Genomic DNA, 21,823 nt, shown 5'->3' with positions numbered 1-21,823 from the left:
AACTCAGAAGTGAAACGCCGTAGCGCCGATGGTAGTGTGGGGTCTCCCCATGTGAGAGTAGGGAACTGCCAGGCATCAAACAAGTGAAGAGGCCATCCGAAAGGATGGCCTTTTTGCGTTTCTGCACCTGCTTCCTTTCCATAAACTAATCACCCATCCCTTCGTATATACGGTAAACTATCCCGGTTTTTGCATCAGGATAGCGTCTATGAATCACTCCCTTAAGCCCTGGAATACCTTTGGTATTCAACGGAATGCTAATCAAATTGTACGTGCCGACAGTGCTCAGCAGTTGCTGAATGCCTGGCAAAACGCAACAGAAAACGGTGAACCCGTACTTATTCTGGGCGAAGGAAGTAATGTCCTGTTTCTCGATGATTTTGCGGGGACGGTAATCGTTAATCGCATCATGGGGATTGAGCGTAAAGAGAGCGCTGACAGCTGGCATTTACACGTGGGTGCTGGCGAAAACTGGCACCATCTGGTGCAATATACCCTTGAAAAAGGGATGCCCGGACTGGAAAACCTGGCCCTCATCCCGGGCTGTGCAGGATCATCTCCTATTCAAAACATCGGTGCCTACGGCATCGAACTGAAAAACGTCTGCGAATATGTCGACTGCATCGAACTGGCTACGGGAAATGCTCAACGCTTAACCGCAGAGCAGTGCCGTTTTGGCTATCGCGACAGCATTTTCAAGCACGACTATCAGGATCGTTTTGTCATTGTGGCCGTTGGCCTGCGTCTGCCGAAAGCATGGAAACCCGTTCTGACTTACGGCGATCTGGCCCGTCTCGATCCGGCTACCGTCACACCGCGTGAGGTTTTTGATTCCGTTTGCCACATGCGAATGACCAAGCTACCGGACCCGAAAGTTAACGGAAATGCGGGCAGTTTCTTCAAAAATCCGGTGATCGGCAGCGAAAATGCGAAAGCGTTTCTCGCTGGCTGGCCAACGGCCCCGCATTATCCTCAGGCGGATGGCAGCGTGAAGCTGGCCGCAGGCTGGCTTATCGATCAATGTGAATTAAAAGGTACTACGCTCGGTGGCGCTGCTGTTCATCGTCAGCAGGCACTGGTGCTGATCAATCAGTCCAACGCGACAAGTGAGGATGTCGTCAACCTGGCGCATCATGTTCGCCAGCGTGTGGGCGAAAAATTTAACGTCTGGCTGGAGCCTGAAGTTCGCTTTATTGGCCGAACGGGCGAAGTGAATGCCGTGGAGACCATTGCGTGAAGGACAATACTATTCCGTTAACTCTCATCGGTATTCTTGCTGATGGCGAGTTTCATTCTGGCGAGCAGCTGGGCGAACAGCTGGGCATGAGCCGCGCTGCCATCAATAAACATATTCAAACGCTCCGCGACTGGGGCGTAGATGTGTTTACGGTGCCGGGAAAAGGCTACAGCCTGCCGGAACCAATCCAGTTACTGAATGAAGAGATCATCCGCAGCCAGATTGGACACGGTAACGTCGCGGTATTGCCGGTCATTGATTCGACGAACCAGTATCTGCTGGATCGCCTGAGCGAGCTGAAATCCGGTGATGCCTGCGTTGCCGAGTACCAACAGGCAGGACGTGGCCGCCGGGGGCGTAAGTGGTTTTCGCCATTTGGCGCCAACCTATACCTTTCCATGTACTGGCGGCTTGAACAGGGGCCAGCTGCGGCCATCGGGCTGAGCCTGGTCATCGGCATTGTGATGGCAGAGGTGCTGCATGATTTGGGTGCCGATCAGGTGCGGGTAAAATGGCCCAACGATCTGTATCTCAACGATCGAAAGCTGGCGGGGATCCTGGTCGAACTGACGGGAAAAACAGGCGATGCCGCACAGATCGTCATTGGGGCGGGGCTGAACATGGTGATGCGAAACGTGCAGAACGATGTCGTGAACCAGGCCTGGACCAACCTACAGGAAGCGGGGATCACCATCGATCGCAATACGCTTGCCGTCCGCATGATCAATGAGTTGCGTAGTTCGCTGACGCTCTTTGAACAAGAGGGGTTAGCGCCATTCCTTTCCCGCTGGGAAAAGCTGGATAACTTTATTAACCGACCGGTGAAGCTGCTGATTGGGGATAAAGAGATTTACGGCACATCACGCGGCATTGACGCGCAGGGCGCGTTGCTGCTTGAACAGGATGGCGTGATTAAGCCTTGGGTGGGCGGTGAAATTTCGTTACGAAGTGCAGAGTAACCCTCTCCCCCACAGGGGAGAGGGTGTAGCAGGTCACTGCGGATACGGCACCCAATCCCCGGCATTCAGTCGGACATAAGGCTTATTCTGATACTGGATCACCACCGCATTGGCGTTTTCCGATACCTCCGCCGTCTGCGGCAGCCCGCTGGTGAGCTGATCCCAGTTCACGCTATCTTCCACAAACAGCTTACCGTCTACAGCGCGAGCAACCAGTTCCGAGATGGCCAGATAGCTGCTTGGCTGGGTGATCTCAACTGGCGCGCCCTGATGCGGTGCCTTCATGCCAAAGAACTTAATCCCGGCCGGAACGTTTGTGATGGACGGGCTTGGGATATCGCGCAGACCAGACACCTGCATCCTGTCGCCTTTCAGCGCTCCACCATGTTCCGGGACCACCACCACCATCACTTTACGGCCTGATTTTTCCAGCTCGTTGAAGAACGCGTTCAGCTCGTCGAAGAACTTCTGCGCACGGGCCTTATAATCGGCCGTTTTACTTACGCCGGGATAATGGTTCCCGTCGTGAAGCGGCAGCGTATTATAGAACGTCGCGCTACGCGTCCCTTCCTCTTTACCGACGGTGTCGAACCAGCGCTGAAGTACGGCGGTATCGTCATAGACCGGCGAGCCATCGAAGCCCAGTAACGTCACTGGCAGCCCTTTCTGGTCCATCAGTGGGGCCTGCATGCCACCCTGTTCACGCACTTCTTTCAGGAAGTTACCGAACTGACCGTTATGGCCCATCATCAGGTGTTGGGTAAAGCCCAGTTTTGCCAGGTTATCAAACAGGTAACACTGGTTAGCTGCCGGCTGGTAGAGGTTCTTATGCGAGGGCTGCCCACAGCTCGCGCGCAGCAGGCGGATAGCCGCTGGGCCGCTGTACGACGTGGCCGAGTTGAAGTCTTTGAACTGAATATCGAAATGCGACCACAGCGGGTGCGACATCAAACCAGCCGCGTCAACGTCAGCCCAGGACAGAGAACAGATGTTAATGACCAGCAACTCAAACGGCTGAGCATCGGCAGGCAGCGCGTCCGGGAATTTCGTCTGACGCTTATCTTCCGCAGCGTAAAAACTGGAGAGCCACGCGTTCAGGTTCGTAGATGTCGGCGGCGCCGTCTGCGCTGGAATATCCCCAACCACAGGCGTATCCCCTGCTGTCGCGACGGTAGCGGCGGCGGAACCGCCCGTGGTGGTTACGGTTGTCGTCGGCTGACCGGCTGGCCACAGCGAGAAGCTCGGGCCCGTCAGCGTCAGTACGTTTAGCCAGATCAAAATCGCGACGACAAACACCGTCACCCGGATCCACTGAGACAGGAACAGCCAGGCAACCAGCAGGACAAATACCGCGCCAATCATCTGCCAGTTAATAAAGCGCTCAACCAGATCGAGCATATAGTCCGCACTGAAACCTGCGACCTGGGAACCCTGGCTCATTATGCTTTCGGGGCCGGGTAGCCAGGTATCATGCCAGAACAGGGCGAAACCGATAGGGATAGCAATCCAGTGACGTATACGGTGCAGCCTGAGGTTCGGGATTGGCATCAGCAGGAATGCCATAAACACCAGATTAAGCAGCGGGTGGAAATTAAGATAGCCTGCCCACAGCAGACCAAACTTCACCAGAAAGTAGAAATTCCAGCCGGACAGACCGCGCCAGTATTGCCAGAGTGGCGATGGCGCTGAAGAGGTATAGGTAGAATTAGTCATGTTTTCGGTTTGCCTTGACGTTTGAAGCGCGAGTCAGTGTTCCGGCGGGTTTAATATAGCGAGGTTTGACGAACAGTAATCTGATCGTATCGCGAATACGGCGCAGGGAATGGCGTGCATAGTAGCCAAGCGGCAAAAAAATCAGCGCGCACAGAACAACCAGTTGGATGATATCGCTGATATTCATAATGGAACGCTCTCCTTGTTCTCATCCATTAAGCGTAGCGGCTCAGGAACCCGACGCCATACGTGCCCATCATGTTTCGCGTTCAGAACCGGTTTGGCACCACTTGTTACAGGCAACGGTTTGGCCCATTTTTCAGGTGCCAGGGCTCGCATCTGGACAAGCTCAGCGCTGATCAAATTATCTTCAAACCAGACCATGCGGTTCGAGAAAATATCCCCGGTAGGCAGCGGGAAGATATGGTTCAGGGCGGTATCCAGATCGTTCACCCGACAGAAGGAGAGGAACAGCACCAGGCGATTATCGCCAATGGTCATGATATCCCCGATACGATTAGGGCGGCACAAGGTGAGCGCCTGCTCAACGCGAATGCCCGGCACAGGACGCAGGGCAACCATCACCCCTTTTCCGTCTGCCGGTAAAAGCGTATTGCTCATCATGTTGCCCACCGCATCGCAGAAGGTGTCCCATTTCTGGTAGCCGCGCAGTTTCATCGGCTGCGTCATTGAAAGCAGGGTGCTGATATCTTCCGGAACATATCGATTAAACTGCTGGCCCTGAATGCTTTCGATCAGCGTCAGACAGCGCGACAGGGGAGCATTCCAGGGAATGACCATATTCGCGCCGCAGCCCAGTAATAAGCGCTCATCGGTGGCGCGCAGGCTGGTATTATTTTCACGTACCACGATTTTTAACGCGCTGCCGCGCTGGCGACGTAATGTGTGAATGTGCCGTGCCAGCGTTTCGATTTGGTTATTCTGGATCAACGAGAAGATAATGGTCGCCGCCTGCGTGGTGCGCGCCTCATCAAATAAGGCCTCGTTGGTTTCGAACAGTGACCAGTGCTCAGACAGTGCAGGCGCACCTTCCAGTACCGCAATATGACTCAGAACGCGCTTTTCATCACTGCGTGGCTGAACCACCGTCTCTTCCTGTTGAGCAAGATGCCACTCGTCCCCGACATTTTTGAGGGTAAGCTGCTGTCGGGAGCTCACCCCTTTTTCATTGCACCAGAAAGCCACGTCGTAAAGATGGCTGTCAGTCTGGACACGAATACTGGCCAGGCCATAGAGGGAACGGTATTCACTCATTAAAAGTGAAAAAAGTTTGTCGTTATTACTGCCCGGGTTAACAACCAATAAGGTGCAATTTTGATTTTTTGCCCATCTGCTGATTCTTCCCAGCCATTTCAGCAGTTTTTCAGACGGGATATTTTGTAGACCGTTTTGAGAACATTTAAGAATCAGTAAATAGTGTTCAGGAACAATAGAGCACTGAATATCGCGGGGCAAAAAGTATAAACTGTCGGCCTCCGCTGGCATGGAAAATAATCGTACTGTCTGGGGTCCACGGTCAGTTTCGAGCCTGATGATTGACTTTGGCTCATCGCCCATCGTAATGACGGCCACGCGGTAATCCTTACCCTGCGCCGCTATCGTCTGGTTTACCAGACTGATGGCATCTTCATTACGATCCGTATTAACCCACCAGACTCCTCCGACTGGCATGTGGCGCAATTCGTCCCATAATGACTGGATGCCAATAGAAAATATGGAGTCCACGGTGTCCCTCTTTTCGTCGAATTTCTATGTCTCTCAGTTTACTAGCGAAAGCGTAGAAATAAACCTAACATTGAAATTAAAGAACATCAGATTTAGCATGTAAATGAAATTTCGTGGGCAGGACGCCTCGCTGCATCTGAATCTTATGATTTTACTCAAAGGGATGAAATAAGAATGCAAAATAACGAACCCGCAACTCCAGTCGACCCAAGCCTGGGTTACACATTCCAAAACGATTTTCTGGCGCTCACGCAGGCTTTTTCATTGCCTGAAATAGATTACACCGATATTTCCCAGCGGGAACAGTTGGCTGCGGCTATTAAACGTTGGCCGTTATTAGCTGAGTTTGCCCAACAACAATAAGGAAGCCATTGATGGCCGTACTAGGATTACAGGGCGTCCGTGGTGGAGTGGGTACAACTTCCGTAACCGCGGCGCTGGCGTGGTCATTACAGGTTTTAGGTGAATCAGTACTGGTTATTGATGCCTGCTCCGATAATTTGCTGCGCATGTCATTCAATGTCGACTTTACGCATGAAAACGGCTGGGGGCGCGCGCTTCTGGACGATAAAGACTGGCGGGATGCGGGTTTGCGCTATACCTCCCAGCTCGATTTGCTTCCCTTTGGTCAGATGACGGAAACCGAACGCGGGAATGAAGCTGCGTTTCAGCGCCTGTTCTCTCGCTTCACCACCGCTTTGCAGAGTCTGAAAGAGAGCGGACACTATCAGTGGATCCTGCTGGACCTGCCGCACGGCGCCGCGTCGCTGACCCGCCAGCTTCTGGCGCAGTGCGACCATGTGCTCTCCATTGCGAACGTAGATGCGAATTGTCATATCCGTCTGCATCAACAGGCAATGCCTGCCAATGCCCATATTCTGATTAACGATCTGCGCATTGGCAGCCAGATCCAGGACGATCTGTACCAGGTCTGGCTCCAGAGTCAGCGCCGCCTGTTGCCAATGGTTATTCATCGTGACGAAGCGATGGCGGAGTGCCTCGCTTCCAAACAACCGCTTGGGGAGTACCGTAGTGATTCACTGGCGGCAGAAGAGATCCTGACGCTGGCCAACTGGTGTCTGCTGCACTTTGCTAAACGGCCGGAGCCTGCCGGGAGTTCAGTATGAGCCGCCTGACCAACTGGTTGCTCATCCCGCCGGTCAGTTCGCGCTTAAGTGAACGCTACCGCCATTACCGTCATCACGGCGCCTCATCGCTGAGCGCTGCGCTGGGCTGCTTCTGGATGATTCTGGCGTGGATGTTCATCCCCCTCGAACATCCACGCTGGCAACGTATTCGTGCGCGCCACGGTGAACTCTATCCGCATATCAACCCTGACAAGCCGCGTCCGCTCGATCCCGCGCGCTACGCTATACAGTCCATCTGGCTTCTGGCGACCTCAACGGGTGCGGAGAAAAAAACGTCACGCTGGCGCAGCTTCGATCGCGTGCAGAACTTACGTGAACACTATCACCAGTGGCTTAACCGGCTACCCGACCGGGTTGGCGATAGAACAGGTCATTTAGATAATCACAAAGAGCTCGGGCACCTTCACCCGGGCTTACGGCGTTTTATTCTCGGCGTGGTGGTGGTGTTCTCGCTCATACTGGCGCTGGTCTGTATTACCCAGCCCTTCAACCCGCTGGCACAGTTTACCTTCCTGATCCTGCTGTGGGGCGTGGCGCTGCTGGTGCGGCGCATTCCGGGGCGTTTTTCTGCCCTGATGCTGATCGTGCTGTCGCTGACCGTTTCCTGCCGCTACATCTGGTGGCGATATACCTCAACGCTGAACTGGGACGATCCGGTCAGCCTGGTGTGTGGGTTAGTGCTGCTGTTTGCTGAGACCTACGCCTGGATCGTGCTGGTGCTGGGTTACTTCCAGGTTATCTGGCCGCTGAATCGACAGCCGGTGCCGCTGCCAAAAGACACGACCCAGTGGCCAACGGTGGACCTCTTCGTGCCGACCTACAACGAAGACCTGTCGGTGGTGAAAAACACCATTTACGCCGCGCTGGGTATCGACTGGCCGAAGGATAAAATCAAAATCTGGATCCTCGATGACGGTGGCCGCGCCGAGTTCCGCCAGTTCGCGGACGAAGTAGGGGTCGAGTACATCGCCCGTACCACGCATGAACACGCTAAGGCCGGTAACATCAACAATGCGCTGAAATATGCCAAAGGGGAGTTCGTCTCTATTTTCGACTGCGACCACGTGCCAACGCGCTCGTTCCTGCAAATGACCATGGGCTGGTTCCTGAAGGAGAAAGAGCTGGCGATGATGCAGACGCCGCACCACTTCTTCTCACCGGACCCGTTTGAACGTAACCTCGGTCGTTTTCGTAAAACCCCGAACGAGGGCACACTGTTCTATGGCCTGGTGCAGGACGGGAACGACATGTGGGACGCAACGTTCTTCTGCGGCTCCTGTGCGGTGATCCGCCGTAAACCGCTGGATGAAATTGGCGGGATCGCCGTCGAGACGGTCACGGAAGATGCGCACACTTCGCTGCGTCTGCACCGTCTTGGCTATACCTCCGCCTACATGCGCATTCCTCAGGCGGCGGGGCTGGCCACGGAATCCCTGTCGGCGCATATCGGCCAGCGTATTCGCTGGGCGCGCGGCATGGTGCAAATTTTCCGCCTCGATAACCCGCTGATGGGTAAAGGACTGAAACTGGCGCAACGGCTGTGCTACGTCAACGCCATGTTCCACTTCCTGTCGGGTATTCCACGGCTTATCTTCCTCACTGCGCCGCTGGCGTTCCTGCTTCTTCACGCTTACATCATCTATGCGCCTGCGCTGATGATTGCCCTGTTCGTTCTGCCGCACATGATCCACGCCAGCCTGACGAACTCGAAGATTCAGGGGAAATATCGCCATTCGTTCTGGAGTGAAATCTACGAAACGGTGCTGGCCTGGTATATCGCGCCGCCAACCATGGTGGCGCTGATTAACCCGCATAAAGGGAAATTCAACGTCACCGCGAAGGGCGGGCTGGTGGAAGAGGAGTATGTCGACTGGGTGATCTCCCGGCCCTATATCTTCCTGGTGCTGCTGAATATTGTGGGCGTGATTGTTGGGGTCTGGCGCTACTTCTACGGCCCGGAAAACGAAATTCTGACGGTCTTCGTGAGTATGGCGTGGGTGTTTTATAACCTGATTATCCTCGGTGGCGCGGTGGCGGTATCGGTGGAGAGCAAACAGGTTCGCCGCGCGCATCGCGTCGAAATCAGCATGCCAGCGGCCATTGCCCGCGACGATGGACATCTCTTCTCCTGTACCGTACATGACTTTTCGGATGGCGGTCTGGGTATCAAGATCAACGGTCAGGCGAAGGTGCTTGAGGGGCAGAAGGTCAACCTATTGCTTAAGCGCGGCCAGCAGGAGTATGTCTTCCCGACGCAGGTGGTGCGTGTGAGAGGAAATGAAGTGGGTCTGCAACTGATGCCGCTGACCAAAAAGCAACACATTGATTTTGTGCAGTGTACGTTTGCCCGCGCGGATACGTGGGCTCTCTGGCAGGACAGCTTCCCTGAGGATAAGCCTCTGGAAAGCCTGCTGGATATTCTTAAGCTGGGGTTCCGTGGCTATCGTCACCTTGCAGAATTTGCCCCGTCGTCGGTGAAATTAATTTTCCGGTCACTTACTTCACTGGTTTCCTGGGTCGTGTCGTTCATTCCGCGTCGACCTGAGCGAGATGAAGCGAAGCAGGCGGACCCGGTTATGGCTCAACAATGATGATAACGCGATGAAAACAAAACTTTCCTGGTTATGTGCAGTGGCAATGGGGATGAGTGCACTCCCTGCAACAGTGGCTAACGCGGCGCCTGATAACGCAGCGACCACGCCCGCGCCAACGGTGCCTGTCGTCGCGCAAGCGACCGATCCGGTTGTGACGGCCGCGCCGGGGCAGACGGAAAACGTCGTCCCGAATCAGCCGACGACGGGGAATACGCTGCCCGCCGACAACCCGGTGGTTGGGCAGGTCATGCCTGGCGTGCCGGGAGCCAGTGCGCCGGTGGTTGCCGAAAATACGCCGTCGCGTGACGTTAAGCTGACGTTTGCCCAGATCGCGCCTCCTCCGGGCAGCATGGTTCTGCGCGGCATCAACCCAAATGGCGGTATCGAATTCGGTATGCGCAGCGATGAAGTCGTGTCGAAAGCGATGCTCAACCTGGAATACACCCCATCGCCGTCGCTGCTGCCGGTGCAGTCCCAGCTTAAGGTCTATCTGAATGACGAGCTGATGGACGTCCTGCCCGTCACCAAAGAGCAACTGGGTAAGAAAACCCTGGCTCAGGTGCCGATTAATCCGCTGTTTATCACCGACTTTAACCGCGTGCGTCTGGAGTTTGTCGGCCACTACCGCGATGTCTGTGAAAACCCGGCCAGCAGCACCCTGTGGCTGGATGTCGGGCGTAACTCTTCGCTTCAGATGACCTATCAGCCGCTGGCGTTGAAAAACGATCTCTCCGCCTTCCCGGTGCCGTTCTTCGACCCGCGTGATAACCGTCCGCTGAACCTGCCGATGGTCTTTGCCGGCTCTCCCGATGTGACCGAACAGCTGGCGGCCTCTATCGTGGCATCCTGGTTTGGTTCCCGCTCCGGCTGGCGTGGTCAAAGTTTCCCGGTCATGTACGACAAAATGCCGGACAAAAACGCGATCGTGTTTGCCACCAACGCCAAACGTCCGGCTTTCCTGCGTGACCATCCGGAGGTGAAAGCACCCACCATCGAGATGATCAGCCATCCGGACAATCCGTACGTGAAGCTGCTGGTGATCTTCGGGCGTGATGATAAAGATCTGGTGCAGGCGGCAAAAGGCATTGCGCAGGGCAATATCCTGTTCCGCGGTAATAGCGTCGTGGTGGATGAGGTGAAACCGCTGCTGGCACGTAAGCCTTATGATGCGCCGAACTGGGTCCGCACCGACCGCGCGATTACCTTCGGCGAGCTGAAAACCTATGAAGAGCAATTGCAGTCAACCGGGCTTGAACCTTCTCCTGTCAGCCTGTCGCTGAACCTGCCGCCGGATCTCTATCTGCTGCGCACCAACGGTATTGATATCAACCTGAACTACCGTTACACCGCGCCGGTAACCAAAGACAGCTCGCGCATGGATATCAGCCTCAACAACCAGTTCCTGCAATCCTTCAGCCTGACCAGCAGCCAGGAGACAAACCGGTTGATGCTTCGTCTGCCTGTATTGCAGGGGCTGCTGGATGGTAAAACCGATGTGTCGATCCCGGCGCTGAAGCTCGGTGCGGTGAACCAGCTGCGGTTTAACTTCCAGTACATGAACCCGATGCCGGGTGGATCGGTGGAAAACTGTATTACCTTCCAGCCGGTGCAAAACCACGTGGTGATTGGTGATGATTCCACAATCGACTTCTCGAAGTATTACCACTTTATCGCGATGCCGGATCTGCGTGCGTTTGCTAACGCCAGTTTCCCGTTCAGCCGCATGGCTGATCTCTCTGAATCGATTGTCGTGATGCCAAAATCGGCCAACGAAGGCCAGGTTGCCACGCTGCTGGACACCATGGGCACCGTCGGGGCGCAAACCGGCTTACCGGCTATCAACGTGACGGTGACGGATGACGGTAGCCAGATCCAGAACAAAGATGCCGATATCATGGTCATCGGCAACATTCCGGACAAGCTGAAAGACGAGAAGCGCGTCGATCTGCTGGTTCAGGCGGCTCAGTCATGGGTCAACACGCCGCTGCGTCAGACCGAGTTCCCGAGCATCATGCCGGACAGCGGCGATCGCCAGGCCAATATCAGGACGACCGTAAGCTCAACGGGTCCGATGGCTGCGATTGTCGGTTTCCAGTCTCCGTATAACGACCAGCGCAGCGTGATCGCCCTGCTGGCGGACAGCCCGCGCGGCTATGAGCTGCTCAACACGGCCATGAACGACAGCGGTAAACGGGCGGCAATGTTCGGTTCCGTCTCGGTGATCCGTGAGTCGGGGGTAAACAGCCTGCGCGTGGGGGATGTCTACTACGTCGGTCATCTGCCGTGGTTCGAACGCCTGTGGTACGCCCTCTCTAACCACCCGGTGCTGCTGGCCGTGCTGGCTGCGCTCAGCGTTGTATTGCTGGCATGGGTATTGTGGCGTCTGCTGCGAATCATCAGCCGTCGTCGTCTTAACCCGGACCATGAGTAAGCCGTGATGAAAATCTTTCGCGGGTGTGTAGTCGCAGCGTTGATGCTGACGGCGGCGAATCTTCACGCCGCCTGTCGCTGGCCTGCCTGGGAGACGTTCAAACAGGATTATATGAGCGAAAGTGGGCGCGTCATTGATCCCAGTGACGCGCGCAAAATTACCACCTCCGAAGGGCAAAGCTACGGACTGTTCTTTGCCCTGGCAGCAAACGATCGCAAGACGTTTGATCTGCTGCTGACATGGACGCGCGATAACCTTGCCGAGGGGGATTTAGCCCAACATCTCCCGGCGTGGCTATGGGGAAAAAAGGACGACAACACCTGGGCGGTTATCGACCCTAACTCCGCGTCCGATGCCGATATCTGGATTGCCTGGTCGCTGCTGGAAGCCGGGCGGCTGTGGAAAAATCCCGATTACACGCGCACGGGTAAGGCGCTGTTGACGCGCATTGCCAGTGAGGAAGTGGTGAAGGTGCCGGGGCTGGGTTCTATGCTGCTGCCGGGTAAAGTCGGTTTTGCCGAAGAGAGTGTCTGGCGCTTCAACCCCAGCTACTTACCGCCGCAGCTTGCGAGCTATTTCACCCGTTTCGGCGCACCGTGGACAACGCTCCGTGAAACCAACCTGCGTCTGCTGCTGGAGACCGCGCCAAAAGGATTTTCCCCGAACTGGGTGAAATACCAGAAAAAGGGCGGCTGGCAGTTGAAGCAGGATACGACCCTGATCGGCAGTTACGATGCGATTCGCGTCTATCTGTGGGTAGGGATGATGAACGATAACGATCCGCAGAAAGCCCGGCTACTGGCGCGTTTCAAGCCCATGGCGACCACCACAATCAAACAAGGCTTACCGCCGGAAAAAGTGGACGTAGCGACCGGGAAACGTACCGGAGATGGGCCGGTAGGGTTTTCTGCCTCCCTGCTTCCATTTTTACAAGAACGGGACGCGCAGGCGGTGCAACGCCAGCGTGTCGCCGATCGTTTTCCCGATAACAAAGCTTATTACAGCTACGTTCTGACCCTCTTTGGACAAGGGTGGGATCAGCATCGTTTTCGTTTCACCGCGCAAGGTGAATTACTACCGGATTGGGGCCAGGAATGCGCACGTTCACACTAAATCTACTCGCCTTATCGCTTGGCCTGGCGCTCATGCCCCTGGCCCAGGCCGCCAACTCCCCGCAGCAGAGACAGCTGCTGGAACAGGTTCGTCTGGGGGAATCCACCCAGCGTGAGGATTTGGTGCGCCAGTCGCTCTATCGCCTTGAGCTGATCGACCCCAACAACCCGGACGTGATTGCCGCTCGCTTCCGCTACCTGTTACGACAGGGGGATACGGCGGGCGCGCAAAAAGAGCTGGATCGCCTGAAAGGAATGGCACCCGATTCCAGTGCGTACCAGTCTTCCCGTACGACCATGCTGCTCTCCACGCCGGATGGTCGCCAGGCCCTCCAGCAGGCTCGTCTGCTCGCCACCACCGGGCACACGCAGGAAGCTATTGCCGCGTATGACAAACTGTTTGACGGTAATCCGCCCAGCGGCGACATCGCGACGGAGTACTGGAACGTGGTGGCGAAAGAGCCTGCCCGCCGCAATCTGGCCATTAATCAGCTGAAGAAAATCAACGCCAGCAGTCCGGGCAACGCCCCGCTACAGGCTTCGCTGGCGCAGCTTCTGTTCCAGAGCGGACGGCGTGATGAAGGGTTTGCGGTGTTACAGGAGATGGCCAAATCGAACAATGGCCGCAGTCAGGCGTCGGACATGTGGTACCAGCAGATCAAAGATCAGCCGGCCAGCAGCGCCAGCGTTACCGCGCTGCAACAATACCTGAGCGTGTTCAGCGATGGCGATAACGTGACGGCGGCGCGCGCCCAGCTTGAAGCGCAGCAAAAACAGCTCGCCGATCCGGCGTTTCGCGCCAAAGCCGAAGGGTTAGCCGCAGTGGATGCCGGGCAGGGCAGTAAAGCGGTAACGGAGTTGCAGAAAGCAGTCAGCGCCAACCACGCCGACAGTGAAGCCGTAGGCGCGCTGGGGCAGGCCTATTCGCAGAAAGGCGATCGCGCCCGCGCGGTTGCGCAGTTTGAAAAGGCGATCGCCCTCGATCCGCAGAGCGACAACCGGGGCAAATGGGACAGCCTGCTGAAGGTTAACCGATACTGGCTGCTGATCCAGCAGGGTGATAACGCCCTGAAAGCCAACAAGACAGCCCAGGCGGAACGCTATTATCAGCAGGCGCGCAACATTGACAATACGGACAGCTACGCGGTCCTGGGGCTGGGTGACGCGGCGGCGGCGCGGAAAGATAACGACGCGGCTGAACGCTATTATCGCCAGGCATTGCGGATGGACAGCGGCAACAGCAACGCGGTACGCGGTCTTGCCAATATTTATCGCGAGCAGTCTCCGGAGAAGGCGACGCAGTTTATTCAGTCGCTCTCTGCCAGCCAGCGCCGCAGCATTGATGATATTGAACGTAGCCTGACGAACGAGCAGCTCTCGGCTCAGGCTGCACAGCTGGAAAGCCAGGGAAACTATGCGCAGGCCGCAGAAATTCAGCGCCGACGCCTTGCGCTTTCCCCGGGCGACGTGTGGATCACCTACCGGCTATCACGCGATCTGTATAGCGCGGGTCAGCGCAGCCAGGCGGATAACCTGATGCGCCAGCTGGCAAGCCAGAAACCGGGCGATCCGGATCAGGTTTACGCCAGCGGGCTGTACCTGTCCGGTAACGATCGGGACCGGGCCGCGCTGGCGCATCTGAACACGCTGCCGCGCGACAAGTGGAACGGCAACATCCAGGCGCTGGCGGACCGCCTGCAAAGTAATCAGGTGCTGGAAACCGCCAACCGCCTGCGCGACAGTGGAAAAGAGCAGGAAGCGGAAGCGCTGCTTCGCCAGCAGCCCCCGTCCACCCGTATTGACTTAACGCTGGCAGACTGGGCTGAACAGCGTGGCGATCACGAGGCCGCGAAAACCGCCTACAACACCGTCCTGCAACGGGAACCGCAGAACGAAGACGCAATTCTCGGCCTGACCGAAGTCAATCTTGCTCAGGGCAACAGGGACGCCGCTCGCGCTGAGCTGGCGAAACTGCCCGCGGCACAAAACGGCGAACCGCTCTCCCTCAATATGCAGCGCCGGATCGCCATGGCGCAGGCCGGTCTGGGTGATCCTGCCGCGGCAGAAAAGACCTTCAACGCCATTGTTCCTCAGGCAAAATCGCAGCCGCCTTCTATGGAAAGCGCGCTGGTGATGCGTGATGCCGCCCGTTTCCAGGCGCAAAACGGCCAGCCTCAGCAGGCGCTGGAAACCTGGAAAGATGCGATGGTCTCATCGGGCATCACGACGACCCGTCCGACCGATAACGACAGCTTTACGCGGCTCACGCGTAACGATGAGAAAGATGACTGGCTGAAGCGCGGCGTGCGCAGCGATGCAGGCGATCTTTATCGTCAGCAGGATCTGAACGTCACGCTGCAACACGACTACTGGGGATCCAGCGGCACGGGGGGCTATTCCGACCTGAAAGCGCACACCACTATGCTCCAGGTGGATGCGCCGCTATCGGATGGCCGCATGTTCTTCCGTAGCGATCTGGTCAATATGAACGCCGGTTCCTTTGATACGGACAATGGAACCTACGATCCAACGTGGGGTACCTGCGCCGAAACGCCATGTCACGGCAGCACGAACCAGTCGGCCAACGGCGCCAGCGTGGCCGTCGGCTGGCAGAACAACACCTGGGCGTGGGACATCGGTACAACGCCGATGGGCTTCGACGTGGTCGATGTGGTGGGCAGCCTGAGCTACAGCAACGACTTGGGGCCGATTGGCTACACCCTGAACGCCCATCGTCGTCCGATTTCCAGCTCTGTGCTGGCCTTCGCCGGGCAAAAAGATCCCAATACCGACACCACCTGGGGCGGCGTGCGTGCTACCGGTGGCGGCGTGAGCATGAGCTACGACAAAGGCGAAGCTAACGGGATCTGGTCAAGCCTGAGTGCCGACAGCCTCACCGGGAAGAATGTCGAAGATAACTGGCGGGTCCGCTGGATGACCGGCTATTACTACAAGCTTATCAATCAGAACAACGAGCGTCTGACGGTCGGTGTGTCCAACATGCTCTGGCATTACGATAAGGATTTAAGTGGCTATTCGCTGGGCCAGGGCGGTTACTACAGTCCCCAGGAGTATGTGTCGTTCGCCTTACCGGTGAACTGGCGTAAACGCACAGAGAACTGGTCATGGGAACTGGGCGGTTCCGTCTCATGGTCCCATTCAAAAACAAAAGATGTGATGCGTTATCCGTTGCAGGGGCTGATACCGGACAATGAGCCAGGCCGTTATACCGATAAAGGTGTGATGGGAACCGGAAGTAGCTCGTCAGGGACGGGTTATACCGCAAGGGCGATTGTTGAACGCCGTGTGACGTCCAACTGGTTTGTCGGTCTGGGCGTCGATATTCAGGAAGCGAAAGACTATACCCCGAGCCATGCGCTGCTCTATGTTCGGTATTCTGCCGCAGGCTGGCAGGGTGATATGGACTTACCGCCGGAACCGCTGGTGCCTTATGCAGACTGGTGATCGGATTTTTGCTTAATCTAATTGTAAGTCTCTCTTAAAAGTGCAGCTATCGGGTATACTCGGGCGCACCAGGTTTACGCCCTGGTGCGCCCTGCGCTTCGAGTTTTGTGGAGAGTCATTTTGCGTGTCAGCCGTTCCTTAACGATCAAACAGATGGCGATGGTGTCTGCCGTCACAATGCTGTTTGTCTTCATCTTCTGCGTCATTTTGCTGTTTCATTCCGTACAGCAGAATCGCTATAACACGGCTTCGCAACTGGAAAGTATTGCTCGCTCGGTGCGGGAACCCCTGTCGGCCTCGATCCTGAAAGGGGATATCCCCGAGGCGGAATCCATCCTGAAGCGCATTCAGCCCGCCGGTATCGTGAGCCGCGCCGACGTCGTGCTGCCGAACCAGTTCCAGGCGCTGCGGATGAGCTTTATCCCGGAGCGTCCCGTCCCGATGATGGTGATGCGCCTGTTTGAACTGCCGGTGCAGATTTCCCTGCCTCTCTATTCCCTGGAAAGACCGGCTAACCCGCAGCCGCTGGCCTATCTGGTACTACAGGCGGACTCGTACCGCATGTATAAATTCGTCATGAGTTGGGTTGCTACGTTAGTGACTACTTACTTACTTTTGACCTTAATGTTGAGCGTGGCGCTGACGTGGTGCATCAACCGGTTAATTGTGCATCCGTTGCGCCGCATAGCCCGGGAGCTGAATGACCTCTCTCCGCAGGAGCACATGGGGCATCAGCTTCCCTTGCCGCGTCTGCATCACGACGATGAAATCGGCATGCTGGTCCGCAGTTACAATATCAACCAGCAGCGTGTCCTGCGTCAGCAGGAAGAGGTAAGTAATAACGCCACCCGTTTCCCGGTTTCCGACCTGCCAAACAAAGCGTTTTTAATGGCCCTGCTGGAGCAGACCATCGCTCGCCAGCAGACCACCGCGCTGATGGTGATTGCCTGCGAGACCTTGCAGGACACGACGGGCGTGCTGAAAGAGAGCCAGCGCGAGATGCTATTACTGACGCTGGTGGAAAAAATCAAATCTGTGCTGGCGCCGCGCATGGTACTTACCCAGGTCAGCGGCTATGACCTGGTGGTGATTGCGCACGGTGTAAAAGAGCCGTGGCACGCTATTACGTTAGGTCAGCAAGTACTCACTGTCATAAATGAGCGGCTACCCATTCAGGGTATCCAGCTTCGCCCAAGTGCCAGCATTGGTATCGCAATGTACTACGGTGGTCTGACCGCCGAGCAGTTATACCGTCGGGCTTTCTCAGCAGCGTTTACCGCGCGCCGAAAAGGCAAAAACCAGATCCAGTTCTTTGATCCGGAGCAAATGGAAAAAGCCCAGCAGCGCCTGACGGAAGAGAGCGACATTCTGACGGCGATGGACAATCGCCAGTTTGCGCTCTGGCTACAGCCGCAGGTGGATTTGCGCACGGGTGAAGTGACCAGCGCCGAAGCGTTGCTGCGCATGCAGCAGCCGGACGGCACGTGGGAGCTGCCTGAGGGGATGATCGAACGTATCGAGTCCTGCGGCCTGATGGTCACCGTCGGATACTGGGTGCTGGAAGAGTCGTGCCGCCAGCTTGCGGCCTGGCAACAACGGGGCATCACGCTGCCGCTGTCGGTGAATCTTTCTGCGCTACAGCTGATGCACCCGACTATGGTGCCGGATATGCTCGAGTTGATCCATCGCTACCGCATCCAGCCCCACACGTTGATCCTGGAAGTCACCGAGAGCCGTTGTATTGACAATCCTGACGACGCTGTCGCCATTCTGAAACCGCTGCGTAATGCCGGGATCCGCATTGCGCTGGACGATTTTGGTATGGGGTATTCCGGCCTGCGTCAGCTCCAGCACATGAAAACCCTGCCGGTGGACGTCCTGAAAATCGACAAAACCTTTGTGAAAGGGCTGCCGGAGGATTGCAGCCTGGTGCAGGCCATTATCCAGATGGCGCACAGCCTGAACCTGCACGTGACTGCCGAAGGTATTGAGGCCGAAGCCCAGCGCGAGTGGCTGGCTGCGGCGGGTGTGGAGAGCGGTCAGGGCTTCCTGTTTGGCCGCGCCGTGCCGACGGATACCTTTGAGCGACGCTATCTCGCCGACGATGGCAATAACGCAAAAGTGTAATTTTGTTGCTGGCTTGTGCGAGCCAGCTCAAAGTTCTTAACATTTGTGTTTCAAATTTGAACCCCGTTTATTTCTGTCCTGTTATGTGGGTGTTATTTTAAAGCCGCAGGTTAACCATAACCTTACAAAGCCTGTAGTTATTCTTTCCAGGGACACCCTATGAAAACCTCACTCTTCAAAAGTCTTTACTTCCAGGTCCTGACAGCCATCGCCATCGGTATTTTGCTCGGTCACTACTACCCGGAGCTGGGCGCGCAAATGAAACCGCTTGGCGACGCGTTCGTTAAGCTCATCAAAATGATCATCGCGCCGGTCATCTTCTGTACCGTGGTGACCGGTATCGCTGGCATGGAAAGCATGAAGGCGGTCGGGCGTACGGGGGCGGTTGCCCTGCTGTACTTCGAGATTGTCAGTACGATCGCGCTGATTATCGGCCTGATTATTGTCAACGTGGTACAGCCTGGCGCGGGCATGAACGTTGACCCGGCCACGCTGGATGCGAAAGCGGTGGCGGTTTACGCTGAACAGGCGAAAGATCAGGGGATTGTTGCCTTCCTGCTGGACGTGATCCCGAGCAGCGTGATTGGCGCGTTCGCCAGCGGAAACATCCTCCAGGTACTGCTGTTTGCCGTGCTGTTTGGCTTTGCCCTGCACCGTCTTGGCAGCAAAGGTCAGCTGATTTTTAACGTCATTGAAAGCTTCTCGCAGGTTATCTTCGGCATCATCAACATGATTATGCGTCTGGCCCCGATTGGTGCCTTTGGCGCGATGGCCTTCACCATCGGGAAATACGGCGTCGGCACGCTGGTACAGCTTGGCCAGCTGATTATCTGCTTCTACATCACCTGTATTCTGTTTGTGGTGGTGGTGCTCGGCTCCATCGCTCGTGCGACCGGCTTCAGCATCTTCAAATTTATCCGTTACATTCGTGAAGAGCTGCTGATTGTCCTCGGCACATCCTCTTCTGAGTCCGCGCTGCCGCGTATGCTCGATAAAATGGAAAAGCTGGGCTGCCGTAAGTCAGTGGTGGGGCTGGTTATTCCTACGGGCTACTCCTTTAACCTGGACGGCACCTCGATTTACCTGACGATGGCGGCGGTCTTTATTGCTCAGGCCACCAACAGCCACATGGATATCTTCCATCAGATTACGCTGCTGGTCGTCCTCCTGCTCTCCTCGAAAGGGGCGGCGGGCGTAACGGGTAGCGGATTTATCGTGCTGGCGGCCACTATCTCAGCGGTTGGACATCTGCCGGTGGCGGGTTTGGCCCTGATCCTCGGTATCGACCGCTTTATGTCTGAAGCCCGCGCGTTAACCAACCTGATTGGTAATGGTGTGGCGACGGTTGTGGTGGCGAAGTGGGTAAAAGAGCTGGATCACAAGAAACTTAACGATACGCTGAATAATCGCACATCTGAGGACAAAACCCCCGGTTTATCCTCTTAATCCCTCATAAATGCCCGTATTCCCTTGTGGGGATGCGGGCACCTGCGCATAATAACCGCTCATACCTGTCATATTTCGACAAAATTTTTTTGGGTATATTTCGCTTCCGCCCGTGACGTTTAGCCGAACACGCTGTCTAATCGGAAGGTTTTCATCGTCATCTTTGAGTGCTCACGTCGCGAGACACTCTCTTTAACCAGGAATGTTGATCAGGGGTTCACATGCAGGGCACAAAAATTCGACTCTTAACCGGCGGTTTGCTGATGATGGCAGCAGCCAGTTATGTGCAGGCAGATGCGCTCCAGCCAGACCCGGCCTGGCAACAGGGAACACTGGCGAACGGATTCCAGTGGCAGGTGTTATCCACTCCGCAACGTCCGAGCGATCGCATTGAAATTCGTCTGGCTGTGAATACCGGCTCCCTCACTGAAAGCACCCAGCAGACCGGCTTAAGCCATTTTATTCCTCGACTGGCGCTCACCCAGAGCGGCAGTTTGCAGGCGGTTCAGGTGCGTTCTTTATGGCAACAGGCCATCGATCCTAAACGCCCGCTGCCCCCGGCTGTGGTCTCCTATGACTACACCATGTTTAATCTGAGCCTGCCCAACAACCGTAACGATCTGCTTAAAGAAGCGCTTACCTATCTTTCTGATGCGACCGGCAAACTGGCGATTACGCCTGAGACCGTAAACTATGCGTTGAGCAACAGCGACATGGTGGCGACCTGGCCGACGGATACCAAAGAAGGCTGGTGGCGCTACCGCCTGAAAGGGTCCACGCTGCTTGGACACGACCCGGCAGAACCGCTGAAACAGCCGGTGGATCCAGAGCAGGTGAAATCTTTCTACCAGCAGTGGTACACCCCGGATGCCATGACCCTCATTGTAGTGGGCAACGTGGACAGCCGTGCGGTGATAGAGCAGATCAACAAAGCCTTTGGCGATCTAAAAGGGAAGCGTGAAACGCCCGCCCCTGTTCCTACTTTGTCCCCGCTGCGTCCTGAGACGGTCAGTATCATGACGGATACCGTGCGTCAGGATCGTCTTTCGATGATGTGGGATACCGCCTGGCAGCCGATCCGCGAGTCCTCGGCGCTGTTGCGTTACTGGCGTGCGGACCTGGCGCGTGAAGCGCTGTTCTGGCATGTTCAGCAGACGCTCAGCAAGAACAACGTGAAAGACATTGGTCTGGGCTTTGACTGCCGCGTGCTGTTCCAGCGCGCCCAGTGCGCCATTAACGTCGAATCGCCGGGTGATAAGCTGAATGCCAATCTCGGCGTGGTGGCGAAAGAGCTGGCTAAAGTGCGTAAAGAGGGCCTGTCTGAAGAGGAATTTAACGCCCTGGTGGCGCAGAAATCCCTCGAATTGCAGAAACTGTTTGCCACCTATGCCCGCGCCGATACCGATATCTTAATCAGCCAGCGCATTCGCTCCTTACAGAATCAGGTCGTGGATATCGCGCCGGAGCAGTATCAGAAATTGCGTCAGGATTTCCTGAACGGTCTGACCGTGGAGATGCTGAATCAGGATCTGCGGCAGCAGCTGTCTCAGGATATGGCGTTGATTCTGTTGCAGCCGAAAGGTGAGCCGGAATATGACATGAAAGAGTTAAAGGCCACCTGGAACGCCATCATGGCGACGCCGTCGCAGCCAGTACAGGCGGCGGCCGATGATTTGCACCAGGATGCGAGCGATATTCCGCAGGGCCAGTAAGGCCCTGCGTTCCCTCTCCCTGTGGGCTGAGGGATTTTATGCAGAAGCAATAAAGTTGCTTTCTAAATGACTGAGGGCTGTCAGCGATGCCCTGGTCCGGCTGTAAATCGCTGAGGCGTTTGCCTTCCGGCCG

The 21,823-nt window shown here is 56.1% G+C and carries 14 protein-coding genes; 11 read left to right on the top strand and 3 right to left on the bottom strand.

The window, feature by feature from the left end:
• Positions 1 to 208: 208 nt before the first annotated feature.
• Together murB and birA are read left to right on the top strand one after the other, a co-directional pair.
• Entirely contained in the window at positions 209 to 1,237 is a 1,029-nt protein-coding gene (gene murB, locus ACNQ0T_RS22175; RefSeq protein WP_022649735.1) for a UDP-N-acetylmuramate dehydrogenase, read from the top strand.
• On the top strand, positions 1,234 to 2,196 hold the full coding sequence (birA, locus tag ACNQ0T_RS22170) for a bifunctional biotin--[acetyl-CoA-carboxylase] ligase/biotin operon repressor BirA (RefSeq protein ID WP_003861169.1): 963 nt from the start codon (positions 1,234 to 1,236) through the stop codon (positions 2,194 to 2,196). Before murB ends, birA begins: the two co-directional genes overlap by 4 nt.
• Positions 2,197 to 2,229: 33 nt before the next feature.
• Here the strand turns inward: birA and bcsG are convergent, their stop codons facing one another.
• From bcsG to bcsE, 3 genes are read right to left on the bottom strand one after another with little or no spacing between them, the layout of a single operon-like run.
• A complete protein-coding gene (gene bcsG / locus ACNQ0T_RS22165; protein WP_317579367.1) occupies positions 2,230 to 3,909 on the bottom strand; it encodes a cellulose biosynthesis protein BcsG in 1,680 nt (559 codons plus the stop codon).
• Positions 3,902 to 4,096 carry a cellulose biosynthesis protein BcsF gene (bcsF, locus tag ACNQ0T_RS22160; protein WP_022649733.1) on the bottom strand — a complete coding sequence of 65 codons (195 nt, stop codon included), beginning with the start codon at positions 4,094 to 4,096 and terminating at the stop codon, positions 3,902 to 3,904. The genes bcsG and bcsF overlap by 8 nt, the downstream gene beginning before the upstream one ends.
• Positions 4,093 to 5,655 carry a cellulose biosynthesis c-di-GMP-binding protein BcsE gene (gene bcsE, locus ACNQ0T_RS22155; protein WP_022649732.1) on the bottom strand — a complete coding sequence of 521 codons (1,563 nt, stop codon included), beginning with the start codon at positions 5,653 to 5,655 and terminating at the stop codon, positions 4,093 to 4,095. The genes bcsF and bcsE overlap by 4 nt, the downstream gene beginning before the upstream one ends.
• A 174-nt stretch (positions 5,656 to 5,829) precedes the next feature.
• On the opposite strand from bcsE, the gene bcsR reads away from it, so the two are divergent.
• From bcsR to ACNQ0T_RS22110, 9 genes are all read left to right on the top strand, one after another.
• Positions 5,830 to 6,018, top strand: coding sequence for a cellulose biosynthesis protein BcsR (gene bcsR, locus ACNQ0T_RS22150; RefSeq protein WP_022649731.1), 189 nt, complete (start codon positions 5,830 to 5,832; stop codon positions 6,016 to 6,018).
• Between the two features lie 11 nt (positions 6,019 to 6,029).
• Complete coding sequence (gene bcsQ / locus ACNQ0T_RS22145; RefSeq protein ID WP_023307157.1) at positions 6,030 to 6,782, top strand: cellulose biosynthesis protein BcsQ; 753 nt, start codon at positions 6,030 to 6,032, stop codon at positions 6,780 to 6,782.
• Positions 6,779 to 9,394: a UDP-forming cellulose synthase catalytic subunit gene (gene bcsA / locus ACNQ0T_RS22140; RefSeq protein WP_023298842.1), complete on the top strand. Its 2,616-nt coding sequence runs from the start codon at positions 6,779 to 6,781 to the stop codon at positions 9,392 to 9,394. Before bcsQ ends, bcsA begins: the two co-directional genes overlap by 4 nt.
• Before the next feature lie 10 nt (positions 9,395 to 9,404).
• Positions 9,405 to 11,828 carry a cellulose biosynthesis cyclic di-GMP-binding regulatory protein BcsB gene (gene bcsB, locus ACNQ0T_RS22135; RefSeq protein ID WP_417930378.1) on the top strand — a complete coding sequence of 808 codons (2,424 nt, stop codon included), beginning with the start codon at positions 9,405 to 9,407 and terminating at the stop codon, positions 11,826 to 11,828.
• 6 nt (positions 11,829 to 11,834) lie between these two features.
• Positions 11,835 to 12,941, top strand: a complete 1,107-nt coding sequence (bcsZ, locus tag ACNQ0T_RS22130; RefSeq protein WP_022649727.1) for a cellulose synthase complex periplasmic endoglucanase BcsZ — start codon at positions 11,835 to 11,837, stop codon at positions 12,939 to 12,941.
• Positions 12,923 to 16,405 (top strand): cellulose synthase complex outer membrane protein BcsC, encoded by a 3,483-nt coding sequence (gene bcsC / locus ACNQ0T_RS22125; protein ID WP_417930377.1) that lies wholly within the window; start codon positions 12,923 to 12,925, stop codon positions 16,403 to 16,405. The genes bcsZ and bcsC overlap by 19 nt, the downstream gene beginning before the upstream one ends.
• A 120-nt stretch (positions 16,406 to 16,525) precedes the next feature.
• Positions 16,526 to 18,532, top strand: coding sequence for a biofilm formation regulator HmsP (gene hmsP / locus ACNQ0T_RS22120; RefSeq protein WP_417930376.1), 2,007 nt, complete (start codon positions 16,526 to 16,528; stop codon positions 18,530 to 18,532).
• Between the two features lie 159 nt (positions 18,533 to 18,691).
• Positions 18,692 to 19,978 (top strand): C4-dicarboxylate transporter DctC, encoded by a 1,287-nt coding sequence (gene dctA / locus ACNQ0T_RS22115; RefSeq protein ID WP_022649724.1) that lies wholly within the window; start codon positions 18,692 to 18,694, stop codon positions 19,976 to 19,978.
• Positions 19,979 to 20,199: 221 nt separating this feature from the next.
• Positions 20,200 to 21,690, top strand: a complete 1,491-nt coding sequence (locus tag ACNQ0T_RS22110; protein ID WP_022649723.1) for a M16 family metallopeptidase — start codon at positions 20,200 to 20,202, stop codon at positions 21,688 to 21,690.
• Positions 21,691 to 21,823 lie beyond the last annotated feature (133 nt).

This window comes from Enterobacter cloacae complex sp.6700776, from assembly GCF_048284255.1.
Lineage (GTDB): Bacteria > Pseudomonadota > Gammaproteobacteria > Enterobacterales > Enterobacteriaceae > Enterobacter > Enterobacter intestinihominis.
The sequence above is the reverse complement of the archived record's forward strand: the minus strand, read 5'-3'. Positions and strand labels throughout refer to the sequence as shown.